Annotated in this window: 22 protein-coding genes; 16 read left to right on the top strand and 6 right to left on the bottom strand. The window is 63.5% G+C overall.

Annotated elements, in window-relative coordinates:
- Positions 1–38: 38 nt before the first annotated feature.
- The 7 genes from C7402_RS16825 (at position 39) to C7402_RS16795 (ending at position 6,198) form a co-directional block, all read left to right on the top strand.
- A complete protein-coding gene (locus C7402_RS16825) occupies positions 39–584 on the top strand; it encodes an OmpH/Skp family outer membrane protein (RefSeq protein ID WP_181565612.1) in 546 nt (181 codons plus the stop codon).
- Positions 585–602: 18 nt separating this feature from the next.
- Positions 603–1,679 (top strand): UDP-3-O-(3-hydroxymyristoyl)glucosamine N-acyltransferase, encoded by a 1,077-nt coding sequence (gene lpxD / locus C7402_RS16820; protein ID WP_116611374.1) that lies wholly within the window; start codon positions 603–605, stop codon positions 1,677–1,679.
- A gap of 338 nt (positions 1,680–2,017) precedes the next feature.
- Positions 2,018–2,482, top strand: a complete 465-nt coding sequence (gene fabZ, locus C7402_RS16815; RefSeq protein WP_112172932.1) for a 3-hydroxyacyl-ACP dehydratase FabZ — start codon at positions 2,018–2,020, stop codon at positions 2,480–2,482.
- Between the two features lie 81 nt (positions 2,483–2,563).
- Positions 2,564–3,352 (top strand): acyl-ACP--UDP-N-acetylglucosamine O-acyltransferase, encoded by a 789-nt coding sequence (gene lpxA, locus C7402_RS16810; protein WP_112172796.1) that lies wholly within the window; start codon positions 2,564–2,566, stop codon positions 3,350–3,352.
- 3 nt (positions 3,353–3,355) lie between these two features.
- Positions 3,356–4,525 carry a lipid-A-disaccharide synthase gene (gene lpxB / locus C7402_RS16805; RefSeq protein ID WP_116611373.1) on the top strand — a complete coding sequence of 390 codons (1,170 nt, stop codon included), beginning with the start codon at positions 3,356–3,358 and terminating at the stop codon, positions 4,523–4,525.
- A gap of 35 nt (positions 4,526–4,560) precedes the next feature.
- Positions 4,561–5,298, top strand: a complete 738-nt coding sequence (rnhB, locus tag C7402_RS16800) for a ribonuclease HII (RefSeq protein ID WP_112172931.1) — start codon at positions 4,561–4,563, stop codon at positions 5,296–5,298.
- 114 nt (positions 5,299–5,412) lie between these two features.
- Positions 5,413–6,198, top strand: a complete 786-nt coding sequence (locus C7402_RS16795) for a TrmH family RNA methyltransferase (RefSeq protein WP_112172794.1) — start codon at positions 5,413–5,415, stop codon at positions 6,196–6,198.
- Positions 6,199–6,286: 88 nt separating this feature from the next.
- Here C7402_RS16795 and ppsR read toward each other — a convergent pair whose 3' ends face one another.
- Positions 6,287–7,102 (bottom strand): posphoenolpyruvate synthetase regulatory kinase/phosphorylase PpsR, encoded by an 816-nt coding sequence (gene ppsR / locus C7402_RS16790; protein WP_112172793.1) that lies wholly within the window; start codon positions 7,100–7,102, stop codon positions 6,287–6,289.
- 398 nt (positions 7,103–7,500) lie between these two features.
- Here ppsR and ppsA point away from each other — a divergent pair, with 398 nt between their 5' ends.
- The 3 genes from ppsA (at position 7,501) to C7402_RS16775 (ending at position 11,543) form a co-directional block, all read left to right on the top strand.
- Complete coding sequence (ppsA, locus tag C7402_RS16785; protein ID WP_112172792.1) at positions 7,501–9,900, top strand: phosphoenolpyruvate synthase; 2,400 nt, start codon at positions 7,501–7,503, stop codon at positions 9,898–9,900.
- 142 nt (positions 9,901–10,042) lie between these two features.
- Positions 10,043–10,525, top strand: a complete 483-nt coding sequence (locus C7402_RS16780; RefSeq protein WP_116611372.1) for an NfeD family protein — start codon at positions 10,043–10,045, stop codon at positions 10,523–10,525.
- Positions 10,526–10,583: 58 nt separating this feature from the next.
- Positions 10,584–11,543 (top strand): SPFH domain-containing protein, encoded by a 960-nt coding sequence (locus tag C7402_RS16775; RefSeq protein WP_112172790.1) that lies wholly within the window; start codon positions 10,584–10,586, stop codon positions 11,541–11,543.
- A gap of 80 nt (positions 11,544–11,623) precedes the next feature.
- On the opposite strand, the gene smpB is transcribed toward C7402_RS16775, so the two are convergent.
- Positions 11,624–12,070, bottom strand: a complete 447-nt coding sequence (smpB, locus tag C7402_RS16770) for an SsrA-binding protein SmpB (RefSeq protein ID WP_112172789.1) — start codon at positions 12,068–12,070, stop codon at positions 11,624–11,626.
- Positions 12,071–12,172: 102 nt separating this feature from the next.
- Between smpB and C7402_RS16765 the strand changes: the two genes are divergently transcribed.
- Positions 12,173–12,610, top strand: coding sequence for a type II toxin-antitoxin system RatA family toxin (locus C7402_RS16765; RefSeq protein ID WP_112172788.1), 438 nt, complete (start codon positions 12,173–12,175; stop codon positions 12,608–12,610).
- Positions 12,607–12,939, top strand: a complete 333-nt coding sequence (locus tag C7402_RS16760) for an RnfH family protein (RefSeq protein WP_112172787.1) — start codon at positions 12,607–12,609, stop codon at positions 12,937–12,939. Before C7402_RS16765 ends, C7402_RS16760 begins: the two co-directional genes overlap by 4 nt.
- Positions 12,940–13,085: 146 nt before the next feature.
- Here the strand turns inward: C7402_RS16760 and C7402_RS16755 are convergent, their stop codons facing one another.
- Positions 13,086–14,132: a DMT family transporter gene (locus C7402_RS16755; RefSeq protein ID WP_116611371.1), complete on the bottom strand. Its 1,047-nt coding sequence runs from the start codon at positions 14,130–14,132 to the stop codon at positions 13,086–13,088.
- A 296-nt stretch (positions 14,133–14,428) separates the two neighbouring features.
- On the opposite strand from C7402_RS16755, the gene guaB reads away from it, so the two are divergent.
- The 4 genes from guaB (at position 14,429) to C7402_RS16735 (ending at position 19,977) form a co-directional block, all read left to right on the top strand.
- Positions 14,429–15,889: an IMP dehydrogenase gene (gene guaB, locus C7402_RS16750; protein ID WP_112172785.1), complete on the top strand. Its 1,461-nt coding sequence runs from the start codon at positions 14,429–14,431 to the stop codon at positions 15,887–15,889.
- 6 nt (positions 15,890–15,895) lie between these two features.
- Positions 15,896–16,639, top strand: coding sequence for a hypothetical protein (locus C7402_RS16745; RefSeq protein ID WP_116611370.1), 744 nt, complete (start codon positions 15,896–15,898; stop codon positions 16,637–16,639).
- A gap of 191 nt (positions 16,640–16,830) precedes the next feature.
- A complete protein-coding gene (gene guaA / locus C7402_RS16740; protein ID WP_112172783.1) occupies positions 16,831–18,414 on the top strand; it encodes a glutamine-hydrolyzing GMP synthase in 1,584 nt (527 codons plus the stop codon).
- A 222-nt stretch (positions 18,415–18,636) separates the two neighbouring features.
- Entirely contained in the window at positions 18,637–19,977 is a 1,341-nt protein-coding gene (locus C7402_RS16735; RefSeq protein ID WP_116611369.1) for a tyrosine-type recombinase/integrase, read from the top strand.
- A gap of 298 nt (positions 19,978–20,275) precedes the next feature.
- Here C7402_RS16735 and C7402_RS16730 read toward each other — a convergent pair whose 3' ends face one another.
- From C7402_RS16730 to C7402_RS16720, 3 genes are read right to left on the bottom strand one after another with little or no spacing between them, the layout of a single operon-like run.
- Complete coding sequence (locus C7402_RS16730) at positions 20,276–21,718, bottom strand: DHA2 family efflux MFS transporter permease subunit (RefSeq protein ID WP_420874562.1); 1,443 nt, start codon at positions 21,716–21,718, stop codon at positions 20,276–20,278.
- On the bottom strand, positions 21,690–22,019 hold the full coding sequence (locus C7402_RS16725; RefSeq protein ID WP_116611368.1) for a hypothetical protein: 330 nt from the start codon (positions 22,017–22,019) through the stop codon (positions 21,690–21,692). The genes C7402_RS16730 and C7402_RS16725 overlap by 29 nt, the downstream gene beginning before the upstream one ends.
- A gap of 1 nt (position 22,020) precedes the next feature.
- Positions 22,021–22,584: an isochorismatase family protein gene (locus C7402_RS16720; protein ID WP_011488839.1), complete on the bottom strand. Its 564-nt coding sequence runs from the start codon at positions 22,582–22,584 to the stop codon at positions 22,021–22,023.
- Positions 22,585–22,615 lie beyond the last annotated feature (31 nt).

Genomic DNA, 22,615 nt, shown 5'->3' with positions numbered 1-22,615 from the left:
AGCGCGGCGCCGGAACCCCAAGAAACGAGAGGATGACTTTGCTAACGGGAATGTTTTCCAGACGGACGATCGGAGCGATGACCGTATCGCTGGCGCTTCTCGCTTTCGGCACGGGCGCGGCCCACGCCCAGGAAGCGAAGATCGCGGCAGTGAACTCCGATCGCATCCTGCGCGAATCCGCCCCCGCGAAGGCCGCGCAGACCAAGCTCGAAGCCGAATTCGCCAAGCGCGACAAGGATTTGCAGGACATGGCGCAGCGCCTGAAGGCGATGTCCGACTCGCTCGACAAGAACGGCGCGTCGCTCGCGCCGGTTGACCGCGCGCAAAAGCAACGCGACCTTTCGGCGCTCGACAGCGACTTCCAGCGCAAGCAGCGCGAATTCCGCGAAGACCTGAACCAGCGCCGCAACGAGGAACTCGCGGCGGTACTCGACCGCGCGAACAAGGTGATCAAGCAGATCGCCGAGCAGCAGCATTACGACCTGATCGTGCAGGAAGCGGTGTACGTGAGTCCGCGCATCGACATCACGGACCAGGTGCTGAAGGCGCTCGCGTCCGGCGCCACCGGCAGCAACAGCAACTAAGGCAGGAGCAGCACGCGTATGGCATTTACGCTTGAGGACATCGTCGGGCGGTTCGGCGGCGAGGTGGTGGGCGATGCGACGCAACGCGTCGGGTCGCTCGCGCCCCTCGATCAGGCTGGTCCGCAACAGCTCGCGTTCCTCGCCAATCCGAAGTATCTCGCGCAGGTCGAAACGACCCGCGCGGGCGCGGTGCTCATCAGTCCGCCCGACCTCGAGAAGCTGGCGTCGCGCGAGGGCCGCAACTTCATCGTCACACCGAATCCGTATGCTTACTTTGCGCGTGTCGCGCAGGCGTTCATCGACCTCGCCGCGCCGAAGGTGCAGCCGGGCGTGCATGCCAGCGCCTACGTCGACGCGAACGCGAAGGTGGCGGCGAGCGCCGTGATCGGCCCGAACGTCACGGTCGAAGCGGGCGCCGTGATCGGCGAGAACGTACGGCTCGACGCGAATGTTTTCATCGGCCGCGGCACCGAGGTGGGCGAGGGCTCGCACCTGTATCCGGGCGTGAGCGTCTACCATGGCTGCAAGCTCGGCGCGCGCGCCATCGTGCATGCGGGCGCCGTGATCGGCTCCGACGGCTTCGGCTTTGCCCCCGATTTCACGGGCGAGGGCGACGCGCGCACGGGCAGCTGGGTCAAGATTCCGCAGGTTGGCGGCGTGAGCATCGGGCCGGACGTCGAAATCGGTGCGAACACCACGATCGACCGTGGCGCGATGGCCGACACGATCATCGAAACGTGCGTGAAGATCGATAACCTCGTTCAGATCGGCCACAACTGCAAGATCGGTGCGTACACCGTCATCGCGGGCTGCGCAGGCATTGCCGGCAGCACGACGATCGGGCGTCATTGCATGATCGGCGGCGCGGTTGGCATTGCGGGGCACGTCACACTTGGCGACTATGTGATCGTCACGGCGAAGTCGGGCGTCTCGAAGTCGCTGCCGAAGGCGGGCATCTACACGAGCGCCTTCCCGGCGGTCGATCACGCCGACTGGAACAAGAGCGCCGCGCTTCTGCGCAACATCGACAAGCTGCGCGACCGGATCAGGGCGCTCGAAGCCGCAGCCGCGCAAAAGCCGCAGGGCGGCGAATAAGCATGCAGTAAAGGGGTAAGGGCGGCGTCTCGCGCAAGCGGCACGCCGCCGGACCGGCGCGCAAAAGCGGGTGCCTGTGCGTGGCGCCGGTTTTTGCGCGCCGCTTTGCGTACAGGGGCGACCGGCAAGGGCAACCGGCGTGGGTGACCCGCCTGGGGCTACCCGCCTGGGGCAATCCTCATGCACGGGAGTCCGGGCGTGGCGCATACTTCGCGTCAGCGCGCGCCAGTTTGGAGCAGCCGGTTTGGCCGATTGGGGTTGGCCGATCCGGCACGCCGGGCGCCTCGAATATTGAAATCGAAAGTCACACGCGCAATTCCTGCGTGAGCAGAACCACCATGAACATCGAAAAACTCAACTTCGACATCCACAAGATTCTCACGCTGCTGCCGCACCGCTACCCGTTCCTGATGGTGGACCGGGTGCTCGAGCTGGAGCCGCACAAGAGCATCAAGGCGTTGAAGAACGTGACGGTCAACGAGCCCTTTTTCACGGGCCACTTCCCGCAGCGTCCGGTCATGCCCGGCGTGATGATCCTCGAAGCGCTGGCGCAAACCGCCGCACTGCTCACGTTCTCGGAAGAGGAGCAGGACTTCGAGAATACGCTGTACTACTTCGTCGGCATCGACGGCGCGCGTTTCAAGCGCGTGGTCGAGCCGGGCGACCAGCTCATCCTCAACGTGACTTTCGAGCGCTACATGCGCGGCATCTGGAAGTTCAAAGCGGTGGCCGAAGTGGAAGGTTCCGTGGCCTGCGAGGCGGAACTCATGTGCACCGTCAAGAAAATGGACGCGGCGCAATAAGACGCGCCGCCGCATGCCGCTGCGCGCCCCGGCTTTGCGCGGGCGCCGCGGCACGGTAACAGAATCGGAGAGCGAGGACGAATGAGCAGGATCCATCCCACTGCGGTCGTCGAGCCAGGTGCGCAGATCGACGAATCGGTCGAGATCGGGCCGTACGCGGTCATTGGCGCGAACGTCACCATCGGCGCACGCACGAAGGTCGGTTCGCATAGCGTGCTGGAAGGCCACACGACGATCGGCGAAGACAATACGATCGGCCACTACGCGTCGATCGGCGGCCGTCCGCAGGACATGAAGTACAAGGGCGAGCCCACGCGGCTCGTGATCGGCGACCGCAACACCATCCGCGAATTCACGACGCTGCATACGGGCACGGTGCAGGACACCGGCGTCACGACCATCGGCGACGACAACTGGATCATGGCCTACGTGCACGTGGGGCATGACTGCTCTCTCGGCAACAACGTCATCATGTCGAGCAACGCGCAACTCGCGGGCCACGTGATCGTTGACGACTACGCGATCGTCGGCGGCATGACCGGCGTCCACCAGTTCGTGCGCATCGGCGCGCACTCGATGGTGGGCGGCGCCTCGGCGCTCGTGCAGGATGTGCCGCCGTTCGTGGTAGCCGCGGGCAACAAGGCGGTGCCCCACGGCATCAACGTGGAAGGCCTGCGCCGCCGCGGCTTCAGCCCCGACGCGATTTCGGCGCTGCGCGCGGCGTATCGCACGCTGTACAAGAACGGGCTTTCGCTCGAAGAGGCGAAGGTGCAGCTCGCCGACCTCGCGCAGGCGGGCGGCGACGGCGACGTGCACGTGAAGGCGCTGCTCGATTTCGTCGAGCAGTCGCAACGCGGCATCATCCGCTAACCGATGGCGCTGCAAACGCGTCCTCTGCGCCTCGCGATGGTCGCCGGAGAGCCGTCCGGCGATCTGCTCGCGGCCTCGCTGCTTGCCGGTCTCACAGCCCGCTTGCCCGATACTACGCAGTACTATGGGATCGGCGGTCCGCGCATGATGGCCACCGGCTTCGACGCGCACTGGCCGATGGAAAAACTTTCGGTGCGCGGCTACGTCGAGGCGCTCAGGCACATCCCCGAGATCCTGCGCATTCGCAGCGAACTCAAGCACCAGTTGCTGGCCGATCCGCCCGACGCGTTCATCGGCGTGGACGCGCCCGACTTCAACTTCGGTCTCGAACACCCTTTGCGCGACGCGGGCATTCCGACCATCCACTTCGTCTGCCCCTCGATCTGGGCGTGGCGGGGCGGGCGCATCAAGAAGATCCAGAAAGCCGTGGATCACATGATGTGCGTGTTCCCGTTCGAAACGGCGATTCTGGAGAAGGCGGGCGTGGCGGCGTCCTACGTGGGCCATCCGCTCGCCGACGAGATCCCGCTCGAACCCGACATGCCGGGCGCGCGCCGCACGCTCGGCATGCCGGAAAGCGGTCCCGTGATCGCGGTGCTGCCGGGCAGCCGCCGCTCGGAAATCAACCTGATCGGGCCGACGTTTTTCGACGCGATGCAGATCATGCAGCGGCGCGAGCCGGCGCTGCGCTTCGTGATGCCGGCGGCGACGCCCGCCATCCACGCGCAGTTGCAGGAGCTGGCGAATCAGCACCAGGGTCTCGCGCTCACGATCATCGACGGCCAGTCGCAGCTCGCGATGACGGCCGCCGACGCCATTCTCGTGAAGAGCGGCACGGTCACGCTCGAAGCGGCGTTGCTCAAGAAGCCGATGGTCATCTCGTACAAGGTGCCCTGGCTCACGGGCCAGATCATGCGCCGCCAGGGCTATCTGCCGTACGTGGGGTTGCCGAACATTCTCGCGGGCCGCTTCGTCGTGCCCGAAATCCTTCAGCATTTCGCGACGCCCGAGGCGCTCGCCGACGCCACGCTCACGCAGTTGAACGATGAGGCAAACCGGCGCACGCTGACAGAGGTGTTCACGCAGATGCATCTGACCCTGCGTCAGAACACCTCGGCGCGCGCGGCCGAAGTCGTCGCGGGCATCGTGGAAAGCCGCAGGAGAAGGGCGTGAGCGAGGGCGCGATCAAGCGGGCGAAGGCGCCGGCCGTGAAGAAGCCGCCGTCGCAGGCGGCGCTCAAGCTCGCCGCGCGGCGCAAGGCGGCGCGTCAGGCCGGGCTGCTGTTCGAGTCGCCCGACGACGTGATCTGCGGGGTGGACGAAGCCGGCCGCGGGCCGCTTGCCGGGCCCGTTGTCGCAGCCGCCGTGATTCTCGATCCCGCGCGGCCGATTCGCGGACTCGATGATTCGAAGGTGCTGACGGCACAGGCGCGCGAAGCGCTCTACGAGCAGATCGTGGAGCGCTCGCTTGCGTGGTGCGCCGCGTTGGCCACGGTCGAGGAAATCGACACGCTCAACATCCTGCATGCGACGATGCTGGCGATGCGGCGCGCCGTCGAAGGCTTGAGCATCACGCCGACGCTCGCGAAAATCGATGGCAACCGCTGCCCGGTGATGCCGGTGCGCAGCGAGGCCGTGATTGGCGGCGATGCGCTCGTGCCGAGCATTTCGGCGGCCTCGATCATCGCGAAGGTCACGCGCGACCGCATGCTGGTCGACCTGCACGAACGCCATCCTCACTACGGTTTCGACGCCCATGCCGGCTACGGCACGCCGCAGCATCTCGAAGCGTTGCGCGTGCATGGTCCGTGCGAGCATCACCGGCGCTCGTTCGCGCCCGTGCGCGAAGCGTTTGCACTGCACGGCATCGTCGTGCCCGGCGCGGCAGCGGTGGCGAGCGACGCCGCCAGCCTCGAAGCAGGCGACGCCTTCGCGCCACTACCTTGAACCGCCGCGCGGAGCACGCGCAGCGGGACTCAGGTGAACCGGCGCCGCTACGCATGCTGCGGGCGGCGCCGTTTTCCTTTTCATTGATCTTTTCTGAATACGCCAGGGCCGCCCGTGAAAGCCATTACCTCGCGCGACAATCCGCTCTACAAGCGCCTGAAGGCGTTGGCCGGTTCGACGCATCAACAGCGGCGCAGCCATCAGGCTCTCCTCGAAGGGTTCCACCTCGCGAGTGCCTGGCTCGACGGCGGATCGCAACCCGAATTCTGCGTGGTGACCGAAGGCGCGCTTGCGCACGAAGAAGCGCAGGCTATCGTCTCCCGCGTGGACGAACGCCGCATCATCACGCTGCCCGATGCGCTGTTCGGCCAGTTGTCGAACGTCGTGCACGGCGTGGGGCTGCTGCTGCTCGTCGACATGCCCGAGGCGAGGCTGCCCGAGCGCGTCGAATCGACCTGTCTCGTGCTCGACGGCTTGCAGGACGCGGGCAATGTCGGCTCGATCCTGCGCAGCGCGGCGGCGGCCGGCATCGACAAGGTGTTCTGCACGCCGGGAACGGCTTATGTGTGGTCGTCGAAGGTGCTGCGCTCGGCCATGGGCGCGCATTTCCTGTTGCAGGTGTTCGAGAACGTGGAACCGCAAGTGCTGGTCGACATGCTCGGCGTGCCCGTCGTCATCACCGATTCGCACGGCGCGCAGGCGATCGACGAGGCGGATCTGGCGGGGCAGGTGGCCTGGGTGTTCGGCAACGAAGGCGCGGGTGTCTCGCAGGTGTGGCGAGACGCGGCGGCGCTGCGCGTGACGATCCCGCAGCCGGGCGGCATGGAGTCGCTCAACGTCGCGGCGGCGGCGGCCGTGTGCGTGTTCGAGCAATGCCGGCAGCAACGGCACGCGCGTTGACGCCGGCTTGAAGCCTCGAAAAGAAAAAGCCCGCTTTACCAAGCGGGCTTTTTTGTTTCACGTGCGGGCAAACGGCTTCGGGTTGACGTCAGTACGCCGGCTTGTCGATGCGGATTTCCTGGAGGATCGTCGTGGCGATTTCCTCGATCGACTTGTGTGTGGACGAGAGCCACTTGATGCCTTCGCGGCGCATCATCGCTTCGGCTTCGTTCACTTCGTAGCGGCAGTTCTCCAGCGCCGCGTATTTGCTGCCCGGCCGACGCTCGTTGCGGATTTCGGTGAGGCGCTGCGGATCGATCGAAAGGCCGAAAATCTTCGCCCGGTGCGGCAGCAACGAATTCGGCAACTTGCCGCGCTCGAAATCGTCGGGAATGAGCGGGTAGTTTGCTGCCTTCACGCCGTACTGCATGGCAAGGTAGAGGCTCGTCGGCGTTTTGCCGCTGCGCGACACGCCCACGAGGATCACGTCGGCGTCGGCGAGATTACGGTCGGACTGGCCGTCGTCGTGCGCGAGCGAGAAGTTGATCGCCTCGATACGGTTTTTGTACTCGTCGGTGTCGGCGTTCTGGTGGCCGCGGCCCATCGCGTGGCTCGACTTGAGCTCCAGCTCCTGCTCCAGCGGCTCCACGAAGGTCTGGAACATGTCGAGCACGAGCGCGTTCGAGCGCTTGACGATCTCGTTCGAATTGCTGTCCACGAGCGTCGTAAAGACGATCGGGCGGCGGCCTTCCTGCACGGCGGCTTCGTTGATCTTCTCGGCGGTCGAATAGGCCTTGTCGGTCGAATCGACAAAGGGCAGGCGCACGAGGCGGAACTTCTGGTCGAACTGCGACAGGATCGAATGCGCGAAGGTTTCGGCAGTGATCCCGGTACCGTCGGAGACGATGAATACGGTAGGCGGCATCGGTTGAGGCTGGGTACGTGAGCGCAGGGCCGCTCGGGGACAGGCTGGGCGCCCGGAAAGCCCCGTCCGGCGGGACCGAGGGGCAATTCTCGCCGACTGGCACAAATTCGGGAGTCGGCACGGTAGAATAGCGGCAACCTGTTGGATAAGCAATTGCAGTGCAACCACGCCAAACAGCCGCTCATCGCAGCGCATTCTGGTGTCAACTTGCAGCGATTCCGTCTAACTCCGTGTAATCGCGCGCATCTTCGTGTTTTTCCATTGAATGGAAATTCGCTTGGTGTGTGAGCGATTGTTTCTCCAACAGGTTGCGCAAGACGCGAAATCGCCTCCAATGGGTGACTCGCGTTCGAGCCCACTTGCGCAATCGTGAATTTTTTTCACACTTAGGGGCTTGTATGACTAACACCGTTGCCAAGGATCAGGCGTATGTAGTGCCTTTTGAGCAGTTGCGGATGACCGATGTCGAGATCGTGGGCGGCAAGAACGCCTCGCTCGGCGAAATGATCAGCCAGTTGGCTGAGGCTGGCGTGCGTGTGCCCACGGGCTTCGCCACGACCGCGCTCGCCTTCCGCGACTTCCTGAAACACAACAACCTGACCGAACGGATCGCCGCTCGCCTGGAAACGCTCGACGTCGACGACGTCAAGGCGCTGGCCGAAGCCGGCAAGGAAATCCGTCAATGGATCATCGACGCGCCGCTTCAGGCGAAGCTCGAGGCGGACATCCGCACGGGCTTCGAGACGCTGAAGAGCAGCTCGCCGTCTGAACTGTCGTTCGCCGTGCGTTCGTCGGCAACGGCGGAAGACCTGCCCGACGCATCGTTCGCCGGTCAGCAGGAAAGCTACCTGAACGTGGTGGGCATCGAAGACGTGCTCGACCGCCTCAAGCACGTGTTCGCGTCGCTCTACAACGACCGCGCTATCTCCTATCGCGTCCACAAGGGCTTCACCCACGCTGAAGTCGCACTGTCGGCTGGCGTGCAGCGCATGGTCCGTTCGGACCGCGGCGCCGCAGGCGTGATGTTCACGCTGGATACCGAATCGGGCTTCAAGGACGCCGTGTTCATCACGTCGAGCTATGGCCTGGGCGAAACGGTCGTGCAGGGCGCCGTGAATCCGGACGAGTTCTACGTCTTCAAGACTACGCTCGAGCAAGGCAAGGCACCGATCATCCGTCGCTCGATCGGCTCGAAGCTCATCAAGATGGAATTCACGCAACCGGGCGAGCCGGGCCGCGTGAAGACGGTCGACGTCTCGCACGAACAGCGCAACCGCTTCTCGATCACCGACGAAGACGTGATCGAGCTGGCCAAGTACGCTGTCATCATCGAGAAGCACTACCAGCGTCCGATGGACATCGAGTGGGGCAAGGACGGCCTCGACGGCAAGATCTTCATTCTCCAGGCACGCCCGGAAACCGTGAAGAGCCAGGCCGTGGGCAAGGTCGAGCAGCGCTTCAAGCTCAAGGGCCAGTCGCAGGTTCTCGCAACGGGCCGTGCCATCGGCCAGAAGATCGGCGCGGGCCGCGTGAAGGTGATTCACGATCCGTCCGAAATGGAACGCGTGCAGCCGGGTGACGTGCTGGTCGCCGACATGACCGACCCGAACTGGGAGCCGGTGATGAAGCGCGCAGCCGCCATCGTCACGAACCGTGGCGGCCGTACTTGCCACGCGGCGATCATCGCGCGTGAGCTGGGTGTGCCGGCCGTGGTGGGCTGCGGCGACGCGACCGACGTGCTGAAGGACGGTGCGCTCGTGACGGTATCGTGCGCGGAAGGCGACGAAGGCCGTATCTACGACGGTCTGCTGGAAACGGAAGTGAGCGAAGTTCAACGTGGCGAGCTGCCGGCCATTCCGGTCAAGATCATGATGAACGTCGGCAACCCGCAGCTCGCGTTCGACTTCTCGCAACTGCCGAATGCAGGTGTTGGCCTCGCGCGTCTCGAGTTCATCATCAACAACAACATCGGCGTGCACCCGAAGGCGATTCTCGAGTACCCGAACATCGACGCGGACCTGAAGAAGGCCGTGGAAAGCGTTGCACGCGGTCACGCATCGCCGCGCGCGTTCTACGTCGACAAGCTCACGGAAGGCATCGCCACGATCGCAGCGGCGTTCTATCCGAAGCCCGTCATCGTGCGTCTGTCGGACTTCAAGTCGAACGAGTACAAGAAGCTGATCGGCGGTTCGCGCTACGAGCCGGATGAAGAAAACCCGATGCTGGGTTTCCGCGGCGCGTCGCGTTACATCGCCGAAGACTTTGCTCAAGCGTTCGAAATGGAGTGCCTGGCACTCAAGCGCGTGCGTGAAGAGATGGGCCTCTCGAACGTCGAAATCATGGTGCCGTTCGTGCGTACGCTCAAGCAGGCGGAGCGCGTGGTCGGTCTGCTCGAGAAGTTCGGCCTCAAGCGCGGCGTGAACGGCCTCAAGCTCATCATGATGTGCGAAGTGCCGTCGAACGCGATCCTCGCCGAAGAGTTCCTTCAGTACTTCGACGGCTTCTCGATCGGCTCGAACGACCTCACGCAGCTCACGCTCGGTCTCGACCGGGACTCGGGCATGGAACTGCTGGCCGTCGACTTCGACGAGCGCGATCCGGCCGTGAAGTTCATGCTCAAGCGCGCGATCGATACCTGCCGCCGTCTGAACAAGTACGTCGGCATCTGCGGTCAGGGCCCGTCCGATCATCCGGACTTCGCCCTGTGGCTCGCGGAAGAAGGCATCGCTTCGATCTCGCTGAACCCGGACTCGGTTGTCGAGACCTGGCAGCAACTGGCGAAGTCGCAGTCGAAGTAAGCACGGTGCCGGGGGCGTGAGTCCCCGGTGCTCGCGGAGCTTGATGCAGTTTCCCAGGCGGCTTGCACGCTGCGGAAAAAAGTGTCAGCTTCGTGCTATAACACCCCGGTCTAGCCGGGGTGTTTTACTTTGGGAGGTCGCCGTGGGTCCGCATGGTTTGTTCTGGTGGATTGCCGCCGGCGTGCTCATCGTCGCGGAGCTGATGACGGGCACGTTCTACCTCTTGATGATCGCGCTCGGTTTTCTCGCGGGCGCCTTGAGCTATGAACTGGGCGCGCCGCTCGACGTGCAGTTGATCGTCGCGGCCGTGGTTGGACTCGCCGCCGTGGTCACGCTGCGCCGCTCGCGCTTCGGCCGCCGGCGCCGCATGACCGACGCCTCGACCGATCCGGGCGTGAATCTCGATATCGGCGCGACGCTCACCGTTGCCGCCTGGCGCGACGGCCGCGCCCGCACGATGTACCGCGGCGCCGAATGGGACGTCGAACTCGCGCCCGGCGAGCCCGAAGACGCACCGCTCTACGAAATCAAGGCGGTGCGCGGCAGTTGCCTCGTCGTGGCGGCGAAGCACGAGCGGCACGACGCCCACACGCACAAGGCCGATGACACCGCGCGCCATGCCTGAGTCGCCGAATTCCCGCAGCGCACCAACAAAACCACACTGAAGCGAACGGAGGTCCCGTATGCAAGTCCCAGTCGTCGGCCTGATTCTGCTCGTGATCGTCATCGTGCTGATCGCGCAGACCATCAAGATCGTGCCGCAGCAGCATGCCTGGGTGCTCGAACGCCTCGGGCGCTACCACGCCACGCTTACGCCCGGGCTGACGATCGTGCTGCCGTTCGTGGATCGCGTGGCCTACAAGCACGTGCTCAAGGAGATTCCGCTCGACGTGCCGAGCCAGGTCTGCATCACGCGCGACAACACGCAGCTTCAGGTGGACGGCGTGCTGTATTTCCAGGTGACCGATCCGATGAAAGCGTCGTACGGGTCGAGCAATTTCGTGTTCGCGATCACACAGCTTTCGCAGACCACGCTGCGTTCCGTCATCGGCAAGCTCGAACTCGACAAGACTTTCGAGGAGCGCGACTTCATCAATCACAGCGTCGTTTCCTCGCTCGATGAGGCGGCCTCGAACTGGGGCGTGAAGGTACTGCGCTACGAAATCAAGGATCTCACGCCGCCGAAGGAAATCCTCCACGCCATGCAGGCGCAGATCACCGCAGAGCGTGAGAAGCGCGCGCTGATCGCGGCGTCGGAAGGTCGCAAGCAGGAGCAGATCAACCTGGCGGCCGGCGCGCGCGAGGCGGCGATCCAGAAGTCGGAAGGCGAGCGTCAGGCGGCCATCAACCAGGCGCAAGGGCAGGCCGCGGCCATTCTGGCGGTGGCCGAGGCGAACGCGCAGGCCATCCAGAAGATCGGCAATTCGATCCAGGCGCAGGGCGGCATGGACGCGGTCAACCTCAAGGTGGCCGAACAGTATGTCAACGCCTTCGCCAATCTCGCGAAGCAGGGCAATACGCTGATCGTGCCGGGCAACATGGGCGATCTGAGCACGATGATCGCGTCGGCGCTCACGATCGTGAATCGCGCGGGCTTGCGCGAGGGGCAGATCAGCGGGTCCGGGGCGACGAAGGGCGCGTGAGCGCTGCGTCGCTGGAAATGACAAGGGGCCGCGCGAGCGGCCCCTTGTCTATCTGAACATCTGATCGATGCCTGGCGCGATCAGGTGGGCGAGCGCATCAGGCGTGCCTTTTCGCGCTGCCAGTCGCGCTGCTTCTCGGTTTCGCGCTTGTCGTGCAGCTTCTTGCCCTTGGCGAGGCCGATCTCGCACTTCACGCGGCCACCCTTGTAGTGGAAGTTCAGTGGCACGAGCGTGAAGCCGCGCTGCTCGACCTTGCCGATCAGCTTGTCGATTTCTTCGCGGTGCAGCAGCAGCTTGCGGATGCGCGTGGGGTCCGGGTGGATGTGCGTCGAGGCCTCGGGCAGCGGGCTGATGTGCGTGCCGATCAGGTACAGCTCGCCGTCCTTGATGACGACGTAGCTCTCCTTGATGTTGGCTCGCCCCGCGCGCATGGCCTTGACCTCCCATCCTTCGAGCACGAGCCCAGCCTCGTGGCGCTCTTCGATGAAGTAATCGAAGAACGCTTTTCTGTTGTCGATGATGCTCATGGGAAAATGGGATTGGCCCAACTCGTTTAAAATCACGATTTTAGCAAAGCGGGCTCGCGAAAGCCCGTGGCGCTTTCACCCTTGCCACGCATTGCGCAATTTATGGCGGATGTCCAGAAAACCGTGTTGATTCGCCATTCGGCGGAACAGATGTTCGACCTCGTCACCGACGTCGCCGACTACCCCAATTTCCTGCCGTGGTGCGGCGGCATCGAGATACGCCGTCAGGACGAGGCGGGCATGGAGGCGAAAATCGACATCAACTTCAAGGGCATCAAGCAGCACTTCGCCACGCGCAACTCCCAGAAGCGCCCCGAGCGCATCGACATGGAGTTCGCGGACGGCCCGTTCCGCAAGTTCACCGGCTACTGGCGCTTCACGCCGCTGCGCGCCGACGCCTGCAAGATCGAGTTCGCGCTGCACTACGAGTTTTCAAACATCATTCTCGAGAAGCTCATCGGGCCGGTGTTCCATCACATCGCGAACACCTTCGTCGACTCCTTCGTGAAGCGCGCCGACCAGCGCTACGGCAAGCCATGAGCGCGAATCTTTCCGTCGACGTTTGCTACGCGCTGCCTGACGCGCAAACGCTCATCAGCATCGAACTGCCGGCGGGCGCCACCGTCCAGCAGGCTATCGACGCAAGCGGCGTTCTCGCGCGCCATCCCGAGATCGACCTGACGAAGCTGAAGGTGGGCGTGTATGGCAAGCTCAAGCCGCTCGATACGGTGCTTGCCGATCATGATCGGGTGGAGATCTATCGCCCGCTGATCGTCGATCCGAAAGCGGCGCGCCAGCGCCGCGTCGACAAGAGCCGCAAGGAAGGCTCGATCGAGGGGCGCAAATGGCTGCACAAGGATTCGCGCTGACGCCTTCGTGATGGGCAGCGCAAGCGGCTGCAAAAACGTAAAGGGCGGGGTAGCTCGCGCTAGCCCGCCCGTCCGGCCTCTCAGGGCGTTCCTGTTCTCAGGCTCTCAGGTTCTCAGGTTTTTCGTTTGGGTTGTCTGTGCGCCGCTCACGCGGTCGTGCGGCGTTGCTGCGTCTCGTCGACGGATGTGGCGCGCTTTTCGGTCCCGATCCCCGGCAGGTCGCCTTCCGGCACGATCCCGTCGCCGTGGGCCGTGTCCTCCGGGCCGCCCGCATGCTGGCGCACCGACCAGCTCACGCCCGCCACCAGCAGCATGATGGCCGCGACTTCCAGCACGCGCGGCAGGCGATGGTCGTAGATGAAGCCGTAAAGCAGCGCGAACAGCGTCTCGAACACGATCATCTGGCCGGACAGCGTAAGCGGCAGGCGCTTGGCGGCGGCGTTCCAGAGCCCGTTGCCAAGCCACGAGGCGCCGATCGCGAGCACCAGATTGAGCTGCCAGAAGGTGGTCCAGCGCGCGGCCGGCACGGCTTCCTGCACCCAGCCCGAAGGCAGGGCCAGAATGCCGAGCCAGAGCACGCCGCCGAGCGCGCCTGTCACCACACCCCACAACACCGACCATTCGTTGCCGCTGAAGTGCGCGTTGCGATGCAGGTAACGCGCGTTCTCGACCGCGAACCACGTCCAGCACACGAGCGCGCCCACGGCGCAGCCAAGACCGGTAATGCGGGTGAGCACGCTCGCCTGGCTGCCGGCCTCGCCCGCGGCGGTGAACACGTCCACGTTGATGCAGACGATGCCGGCCGCGATCATCGCGAGCGGCCAGACCAGCCGTGAAAGCGGCACGGCGCCGTGGTCGCGGCGGCCGAGCAGCGTCACCGTGACGGGCAGCACGCCGACGATCAGCGAAGCGGGCGCGATGCCCACCAGATGGATCGCACTCGCCAGAAAGAGGTAATAGAGCACGTTGCCCATGAGCGCGAGCTTCACGAGCGCAACGAGGTCGGCGCGCGTGAGGCGCGGCCACACGCGGCGCAGCATGGGCACGAGCGCGGCGAGCGAGACGAGCCCGTACATCACATAGCGGCCCGAGCTCAGGAGCAGGGGCGAGAATTCCGCCAACTGCCGGGGTACCACGAATACGGTGCCCCATAACGCGCCGGCAAGCACGCCGTACAACACACCACGCTGCATTTGATTTGCCTCCAAAGACGACTGGCGGCCCGCGCGGGCCATGAAACACGATGGCTCGAAGCTTAACGGGCGACATGCCGGGGCGTCTTGTTCAATCCTGCACCGCGCCGCTCGCTGCGCTTGCGCGGGTTGCCCGAGTGGGAATTCGGGTCGGAGGCGCAGCTGGCTCGCCGCTTCGCAGCCGCCAGGGCCCGAGCGTGGAAATAATCCCGAAAACGGCGCTAAGCTACTGTTCACACTGATGATTTCCAGGGCGCTATCGCGTATAATCTGCTTTTGCGCCTATAGGATTTGCCATGCGTCTGATCCAGAAAGCACTCACGTTCGATGACGTGCTCCTCGTCCCCGCCTTTTCCGACGTTCTCCCGCGCGATACCAGCCTGAAGACCCGGCTGACCCGCAATATCTCCCTGAACATTCCGCTCGTGTCGGCCGCAATGGACACCGTCACGGAAGGCCGTCTGGCAATCGCCATGGCGCAGCAGGGTGGCGTCGGCATCGTCCACAAGAACCTCACGCCGGCCGAGCAGGCGCGTGAAGTTGCGAAGGTGAAGCGCTTCGAGTCCGGCGTGGTGCGCGATCCGATCACGATCCCGCCACAAATGAAGGTCGCGGATGTCATCGCGCTCTCGCAGCAGCATGGCATCTCGGGCTTCCCGGTTGTGGAAGGCGCGCAACTCGTCGGCATCGTCACGAACCGCGACCTGCGTTTCGAAACGCGTCTGGACGAGCCGGTGCGCTCGATCATGACGCCGCGCGAGCGCCTCGTCACCGTCAAGGAAGGCACGCCGCTCGCCGAAGCCAAGTCGCTCATGCACAGCCACCGTCTCGAGCGCGTGCTGGTCGTGAACGATGCGTTCGAACTGCGCGGCCTCATGACCGTCAAGGACATCACCAAGCAGACCGAGCACCCGGCCGCCTGTAAGGACGAGCACGGCAAGCTGCGCGCGGGCGCGGCAGTCGGCGTCGGTCCGGACAACGAAGAGCGCGTCGAACTGCTGGTGCAGGCCGGCGTGGACGTGATCGTGGTCGATACGGCGCACGGCCACAGCAAGGGCGTGCTCGAGCGCGTTCGCTGGGTGAAGAAGAACTTCCCGCAGGTCGAAGTGATCGGCGGCAACATCGCCACGGCCGACGCGGCCCGCGCGCTCGTCGAGTACGGCGCGGACGGCGTGAAGGTCGGTATCGGCCCGGGTTCGATCTGCACGACGCGTATCGTGGCAGGCGTGGGCGTGCCGCAGATCAGCGCGATTTCCAATGTCTCGGAAGCGCTCAAGGGCACGGGCGTACCGTGCATCGCCGACGGCGGCGTGCGCTACTCGGGCGACGTTTCGAAGGCGCTGGCAGCCGGCGCGAACGCTGTGATGATGGGCAGCATGTTCGCGGGCACCGAAGAGTCGCCGGGCGACGTGTTCCTGTTCCAGGGCCGCCAGTACAAGTCGTATCGCGGCATGGGTTCGGTTGGCGCGATGAAGGACGGTGCCGCTGACCGCTACTTCCAGGACAATTCGGCGAACATCGACAAGCTCGTGCCGGAAGGCATCGAAGGCCGCGTCGCCTACAAGGGCCCGATCAACGCGATCCTGTTCCAGATGATCGGCGGCGTGCGCGCCTCGATGGGCTACTGCGGTTGCCGCACGATCGACGAACTGCACGCGAAGGCGGAGTTTGTGCAGATCACCGGCGCCGGCTTGAACGAATCGCACGTGCACGACGTGCAGATCACGAAGGAAGCGCCCAACTATCACGTGGACTAAATCCCGATGAAGCCGCTGCTGCGCGTGCTGCTGATTGTCGATGCGTTGACGTTGCTGGGGTTCGGCGTGCTGTTCGTTCTCACGCCCTGGACCCTGGTCTACAACGCGTTGCAACTGGTGCAAACGCAGCCGGCGCTCGTTGGACAGGCGTTCGGCGTGGTGCTGCTGGGTTTCGCGTGGCTCGCGCTACGTGCGGCCTTCCACGGCGAGATGACCTTGCCCGTGGGCCGCACGGTGGGGCACGTCAACTGGATTGCCGGCGTGCTCATGCTGGTCTGGATGATCGGGCTGCGTGCGCCGCGCCTCACGGGGTTGGGCCAGTTGGTGGCCGGTGCGGTGGGCGTCTGGTTGATCGTTCTCGGGCTTGGCGGTGTCCGCCTCGCAGGCGCGGTGCGCAAGCGCGCGAAAGAGCAGGCGGCGGGAGGCTCCACTCGGCAGCGTGAAGCGCGCAAGGTCGCGAAGGAGCGGCCCGAACGCCGTGACGAGCCGGTGACGTACGCGAAGCCGGGTTTCATGCGCTCGATGCCGTGGGGTGGGGCGCGGGAAGCACGTGAGGCGCAACGGTCCGCCGCGCCGCTCGAACCGGTCGTGGAAGTGCCGACCGTGACGCCTGCGGCAGTCCCGCCTGTGACTCCGGCGCCTGTGCCTCCGGTTACGCCGCCGCTGGCGAGTGCGGCGCCGGCCGATGAGGCTCGACGCACGGCTCGCGACGAAGCGGCCGACGCACCGAGGCCGCCGCTGCGTGGCTGATGCCGCGCGCAAACCCGGCCTCCGAAATACCAGACGCAGTGCGCCCGCAGTTGGGGCGGCAGCACATCCGAATTTGCGCTACCCGGTCCCGCCGTAGTGCGCTGTCCTGGTCCTGATGAATTCACGCCGCGCGCGGATTACCGGCAGCGCGGCTTTCTGTATCCGTTCTTTTTTAGGTCTCGTCCGCAGCCATGCACGACAAAATCCTGATTCTCGACTTCGGCTCGCAAGTCACCCAGCTCATCGCACGCCGCGTGCGCGAAGCCCACGTCTACTCGGAAATCCATCCCTACGACGTCGACGACGCGTTCGTTCGCGAATTCGCGCCGACGGGCATCATCCTCTCGGGCGGCCCGAACTCGGTCACCGACACCGACACCCCGCGCGCGCCGCAAGCGGTGTTCGAACTGGGCGTGCCGGTGCTCGGCATCTGCTACGGCATGCAGACGATGGCCGAGCAACTCGGCGGCAAGGTCGACGGCGGCCACCTGCGCGAATTCGGCTACGCCGAAGTGCGCGCGCGCAACCACACGAGCTTCCTCGAAGGCATCGAAGACTTCCGCACGAGTGAAGGCCACGGCATGCTCAAGGTGTGGATGAGCCACGGCGACAAGGTCACGGAAATGCCGCAAGGCTTCCAGTTGATGGCATCGACGGAATCGTGCCCGATCGCAGCCATGGCCGACGAAGCGCGCCACTTCTACGGCCTGCAATGGCACCCGGAAGTCACGCACACGGTGCAGGGCCGCGCGATGCTCGAGCGTTTCGTGCTCGGCATCTGCGGCGCGAAGGCCGACTGGGAAATGGGCCACTACATCGACGAAGCCGTCGAGACGATCCGCAAGCAGGTGGGCAAAGAGCACGTGATTCTCGGCCTTTCGGGCGGCGTGGATTCGTCGGTGGCGGCGGCGCTGCTGCATCGCGCGATTGGCGACCAGCTCACCTGCGTGTTCGTCGATCATGGCCTCCTGCGCCTGAACGAGGCGGAGCAGGTGATGTCGATGTTCGCGGACAACCTGGGCGTGAAGGTGATCCATGTCGACGCGAGCGAAGCGTTCATGTCGAAGCTCGCGGGCGTGACCGATCCGGAAGCGAAGCGCAAGATCATCGGCGCTGAGTTCGTCGAGGTGTTCCAGACCGAAGCGGGCAAGCTCACCGACGCGAAGTGGCTTGCGCAAGGCACGATCTATCCGGACGTGATCGAATCGGCCGGCAAGGGCAAGAAGGCCGCGCACACGATCAAGAGCCACCACAACGTGGGCGGCCTGCCGGAAACGCTGAACCTCAAGCTGCTCGAACCGCTGCGCGAACTCTTCAAGGACGAAGTGCGCGAACTGGGCGTGAAGCTCGGCCTGCCGCACGAAATGGTGTACCGCCATCCGTTCCCGGGCCCGGGCCTGGGCGTGCGTATTCTCGGCGAAGTGAAGCGCGATTTCGCGGACCTGCTGCGTCGCGCCGATGCGATCTTCATCGAAACGCTGCGCAACACGATCGACAAGGAAACCGGCAAGTCGTGGTACGAACTCACGAGCCAGGCGTTCGCGGTGTTCCTGCCGGTGAAGAGCGTGGGCGTGATGGGCGATGGCCGCACCTACGAGTACGTGGTGGCGCTGCGCGCGGTACAGACGCTCGACTTCATGACGGCGCACTGGGCGCATCTGCCGCATGACCTGCTGGGCCATGTGTCGAACCGCATCATCAATGAAGTGCGCGGCATCAATCGTGTCGTGTACGACATCTCGGGCAAGCCGCCGGCGACGATCGAGTGGGAATGACCTAGACTGTTCCCAAGTCGTTCCGGGAGCTCCGGTTTTTCGTGTTTTCCCTTTTAAAAACATGAGGTTATTGTCCGCTCTGATCCGTGGTGATCCGGGCAATGCCAAGCGAGGATGTCGGTACTGTTGACGGTATCGATATTCCCTCCTCGGACGGCCTTGCCCGATACCGTCAAGCTGCTGTGACGGTATCGGTTGACGGTATACGTTCGAGGAGGCTGTATGCTCACCGATATGCAATTACGGGCGCTGAAACCGGGCGAAAAAATCTACAAGGTGGCTGACCAGCAAGGGCTGTACGTCGCGGTAATGCCTTCTGGTGGGATGAGTTTCCGGTACGACTATCGAGTAAATGGCCGCCGAGAAACCTTGGTCATTGGCCGGTATGATCCGCAAGCACCGGCCCGGAAACTGCGCGAATCGGATCAGTTAAGTTTTGGTATGTCGGTCAGCCTCGCGGAAGCTCGCCTTTTGCATGCCCAAGCTCGGAGGGAGATCCAGCAAGGAAACAGTCCCTCGCGCTCGAAAGTCGAAAAGCGGGTGCAAGCCAACGACGCCTTCACGTTTGGAAACTGGGCAGAGAAGTATTTCGCAGAAGCCGCTCTGGCCGATTCAACGCGCTCGATGCGCAAGTCCGTGTACGAGCGCAACCTCGCGTCGGAATTTGGCAAGCTGAAGCTGGAGGAAATCACGCCGGCTCGACTAATGGCGCGATGCGAGAAGATCAAGGCGCGTGGTGCCGCTGCTCAGGCGATCCACGCAAGGGAAATCGTGCTGCAGGTATTTCGCTTCGTGCAGGCGAGGGGAATCAAGGTCGACAACCCGGCTGCGTCCATCAGACCCAGTGCGATCGCCACATTCAAAGCGCGGGACAGGGCGCTGAACCCGGAAGAGATTCATGTCTTCTTCAATGTCCTCGAGCAGGTAGCCACCATGTCGACGTTACGTCTCGCAGTCAAGTTCATGCTGCTGACGCTTGTTCGTAAATCGGAATTTATCGACGCTACTTGGGACGAGGTTGATTTTGAGGCTGCAACCTGGACCATCCCCAAGGAGCGAATGAAGGCTGGGCGGCCTCATCGAGTCTACTTGAGCGAACAGGCGTTGGAGATCCTCGTGGCCTTCAAGACTTGTTTTGGGGCTAGCATGTACCTGCACCCAGGAAGATATGAGACCGCCTCTCCGATTAGCGCAGCGACCCTGAATCGGGTGATCGATAGCACGGTGAAGCTGATCAATGACAGGGGCGACGAGTTTGAATCATTTACCGTGCACGACCTACGTCGCACGGCGAGCACGCTGTTGCATGAAGCGGGATTTAACACAGACTGGATAGAGAAATGCCTTGCGCACGAACAGCGTGGTGTACGCGCGATCTACAACAAAGCGGAATATGCGGATCAGCGAAGAACGATGCTTCAGGCGTGGGCGGATATGGTAGATCGGTGGATCAAAGAAAAGCCTCGCGCAACATTCGATTCGCGTGGAGGCAAAAATGTCGTTGCGCTGTCTAGAACCCGCTATACCGATATGCTGAAAGATAGTCTGAATGGCTCGGCGTGATTCGCTGGCGAGTTCGAACCCCACCGTCTCCGCCAGCAATTGCCGTGGAACCCCGCAGAGTCAAGGCTCTGCGGGGTTTTATTTTTTTTACGACCTACAAATCAACCATCAAATGACAGGCGGCTTCCGGCGGATGGCTGAGGTATACGGGGGACCATCGCCCTCTATATTTGGTCCGGTCGTCATTGGGCGGTCAGGGACGGCGACGCCAGCGCCCGGGTCTGAGATGCACGTTCAAGGCCAAGGGGATACGAAAACACAGTCATCTTTTCGTCTCTCACTGCACGAAATCCACCATTCAGTCGCGGATTGACACGTCGTCTAGGCGACGCGGCAGTTGAACCGCCGCGATAAATGCAAAGGCGTGAATACCGCAGAGAACCAGAAACGCCCACGCATACGCGCTTGAAACTGCATGGCCATTGACGGCGGATCTTAGCTTCCACGCTAGAAACGTGGCGCACAGCGTCGTCATCGTCGGTCCACCGAGGCGCTGGACGATGTTGAGCGAAGTTGTCGCCATCGGCAATTGCTCCCGGCGAACTGAAGCATAGGCGGCGCTCAGCGATGGCAGGCCTACGCCGCTCATGCCCAGTCCCCGTAAAAACAGAGCGGGTACGAGAACCAGCAGATTCAGCCCGTGGGCCGCGAGGTACAGCATGGGAAGTGTAGCGACCAGTGTCAGGAGGGCACCTGCCGCAGACACGCGCCGAATGCCGAATCTGTCCGTCAGCGCGCCCATGAAGGGGTTGGTGAGCATCATGCCGATGCCAAGCGGCGCGAGCATCCAGCCCATTTCACCGGGCGCGCGGCCGCACGCCTGGATCAAAAAGGCAGGGATGAGCATCTGGCCAGCGAACATGCCGCCGTTCGATAGAAATTGCGTGATGGCTGCGGTGGAGAAGACGTGACCCTCGAACAGCCGCAAATCGATCAGCGCAGCGTCGCCTTTTCGCCGCGCCGCATGAAGGAAGGCTGCCATCATCGCGATGCCGACTGCCAGAATAACGCGCCCCGCCGTGTGGTCGAGGCGCCCGGAGCCATATAGAAACATTGCCAACCCGGGTGAGAGCAACGCGAGACCGGACCAGTCCAACGTTCGCCGCGTCGTCTCACTTTGGTCGTTCGGGAGGAACAGGAGCACAAGCAGAAGTGCAATGCCGCCAACCGGCAGATTGACCAGAAACAGCCAGCGCCAGGACGCATATTGCAGGATGGCGCCAGCGATGATGGGACCCAGGACCGGGGCCAGCAGCACAGGAAGCGCCATATAGCCTGCTACGCGGGCCATGTGCTTGCCCGCAGCCCGAGCGATCATCATCTGCGTCATAGGCGCGAGGAGCCCGCCGCTGACGCCCTGCAGGACGCGGAACCCGATCAGCGAGGGCGCCGACCAGGCAACGCCACACAGCGCCGAGCACAGCGCAAACGCGGAGAAGCACCACAGGTAGAGCGCCTTGGCGCCGATGCGGTCGACCAGCCATCCGTTCAGCGGCAGAACCAGAGTGAGTGCCAGCAAATAACCGCTCGTGACCCACTGGATCGTCGAAAGGCTGCTGTTGAGTTTCACCGCGAGGTTCGACAGTGAGACGTTGACGATCGTCGCGTCGAGCTGGGCGAGCAACGCCCCGAACAGAGCGACGCCGGCAATTTTCCAGACTGCGGGATCAAGCCGGTCCGTTGCAGGCGCGTCCGCGGTATCAACGGCTTTTCTAGGAGAGGTTTGTGACATGGCCGCCATTGAAACGGCCGAAATGCCGTGCCGAGAACAATGAGATCAGGAATGCGCCGGCACCCAAAGCGAGAATGTCTGCCGTATCCCTCAACTGGAAATCGCCGACGCGACAGACCAGCAGGTAACCGATAACAATATTGAAGAAACCCCAGAGCACGTTGATGCTCGATGACGACAAGCCTTCTCCGGGCGGCTTGGCGAACGGGCTCTGAAATGGCCGTCCCATCATGCCGCTCACGACGTGCGGCACAGCGTTTGCCACGAAGAAACCGCCGAAGAAATAAGCAAGCAGGAAAAGCGAGGACATTTCAGGTACTCCTTTTTGAAAGGAGATTGGCAATCTCCCTGCATGTGCCCGTCTCGCCGAGTTGCGGAAAAATCCACTCAAGGCTATTGGCGTGCGCTTCCGCACTAATATCCGTCACGGCGTCCACTGCGAGAGTGACGTTGAAGCCGAGTTCATGTGCTTGCCGCGCGGTTGACTCCACACCCACGCTTGTCGCAACGCCGCAGACCACTACCTGGGTGACCCCGGCGGATTTGAGGTGCGTCTCAAGGCCGGTGCTGGTGAACGCCCCCCAGGTTCTCTTGGATACGAGATGATCCTGCGGTTGCCTATCCAGCTCCGGCAGCAGCTCGGACCAGTCCGGCGGGAGCGCGCCGCCCGCGTGATGCTGCTCAGTCCGGCCCGGCGCCATTCCGACGACGTTTACCAGCACGACGGGAAGACCGTGCTGGCGGAAAGTTGCCGCCAGATTACTGGCGTTTTCCAGTACGTTCGTGAAGGGATGGGCAGTGGGAATCGATGCAACGATCTTCTGCAGGTCGATGACGATCAGCGCAGTTTTGAGGTCCAGTTGAGTTGCAGCCATATAGGTATCCTAATAAATTGAAATCGATCTG

The organism is Paraburkholderia unamae (genome assembly GCF_003096875.1).
Classification (GTDB): Bacteria; Pseudomonadota; Gammaproteobacteria; order Burkholderiales; family Burkholderiaceae; genus Paraburkholderia; species Paraburkholderia unamae.
This window is presented reverse-complemented; position numbering and strand designations above follow the sequence as displayed.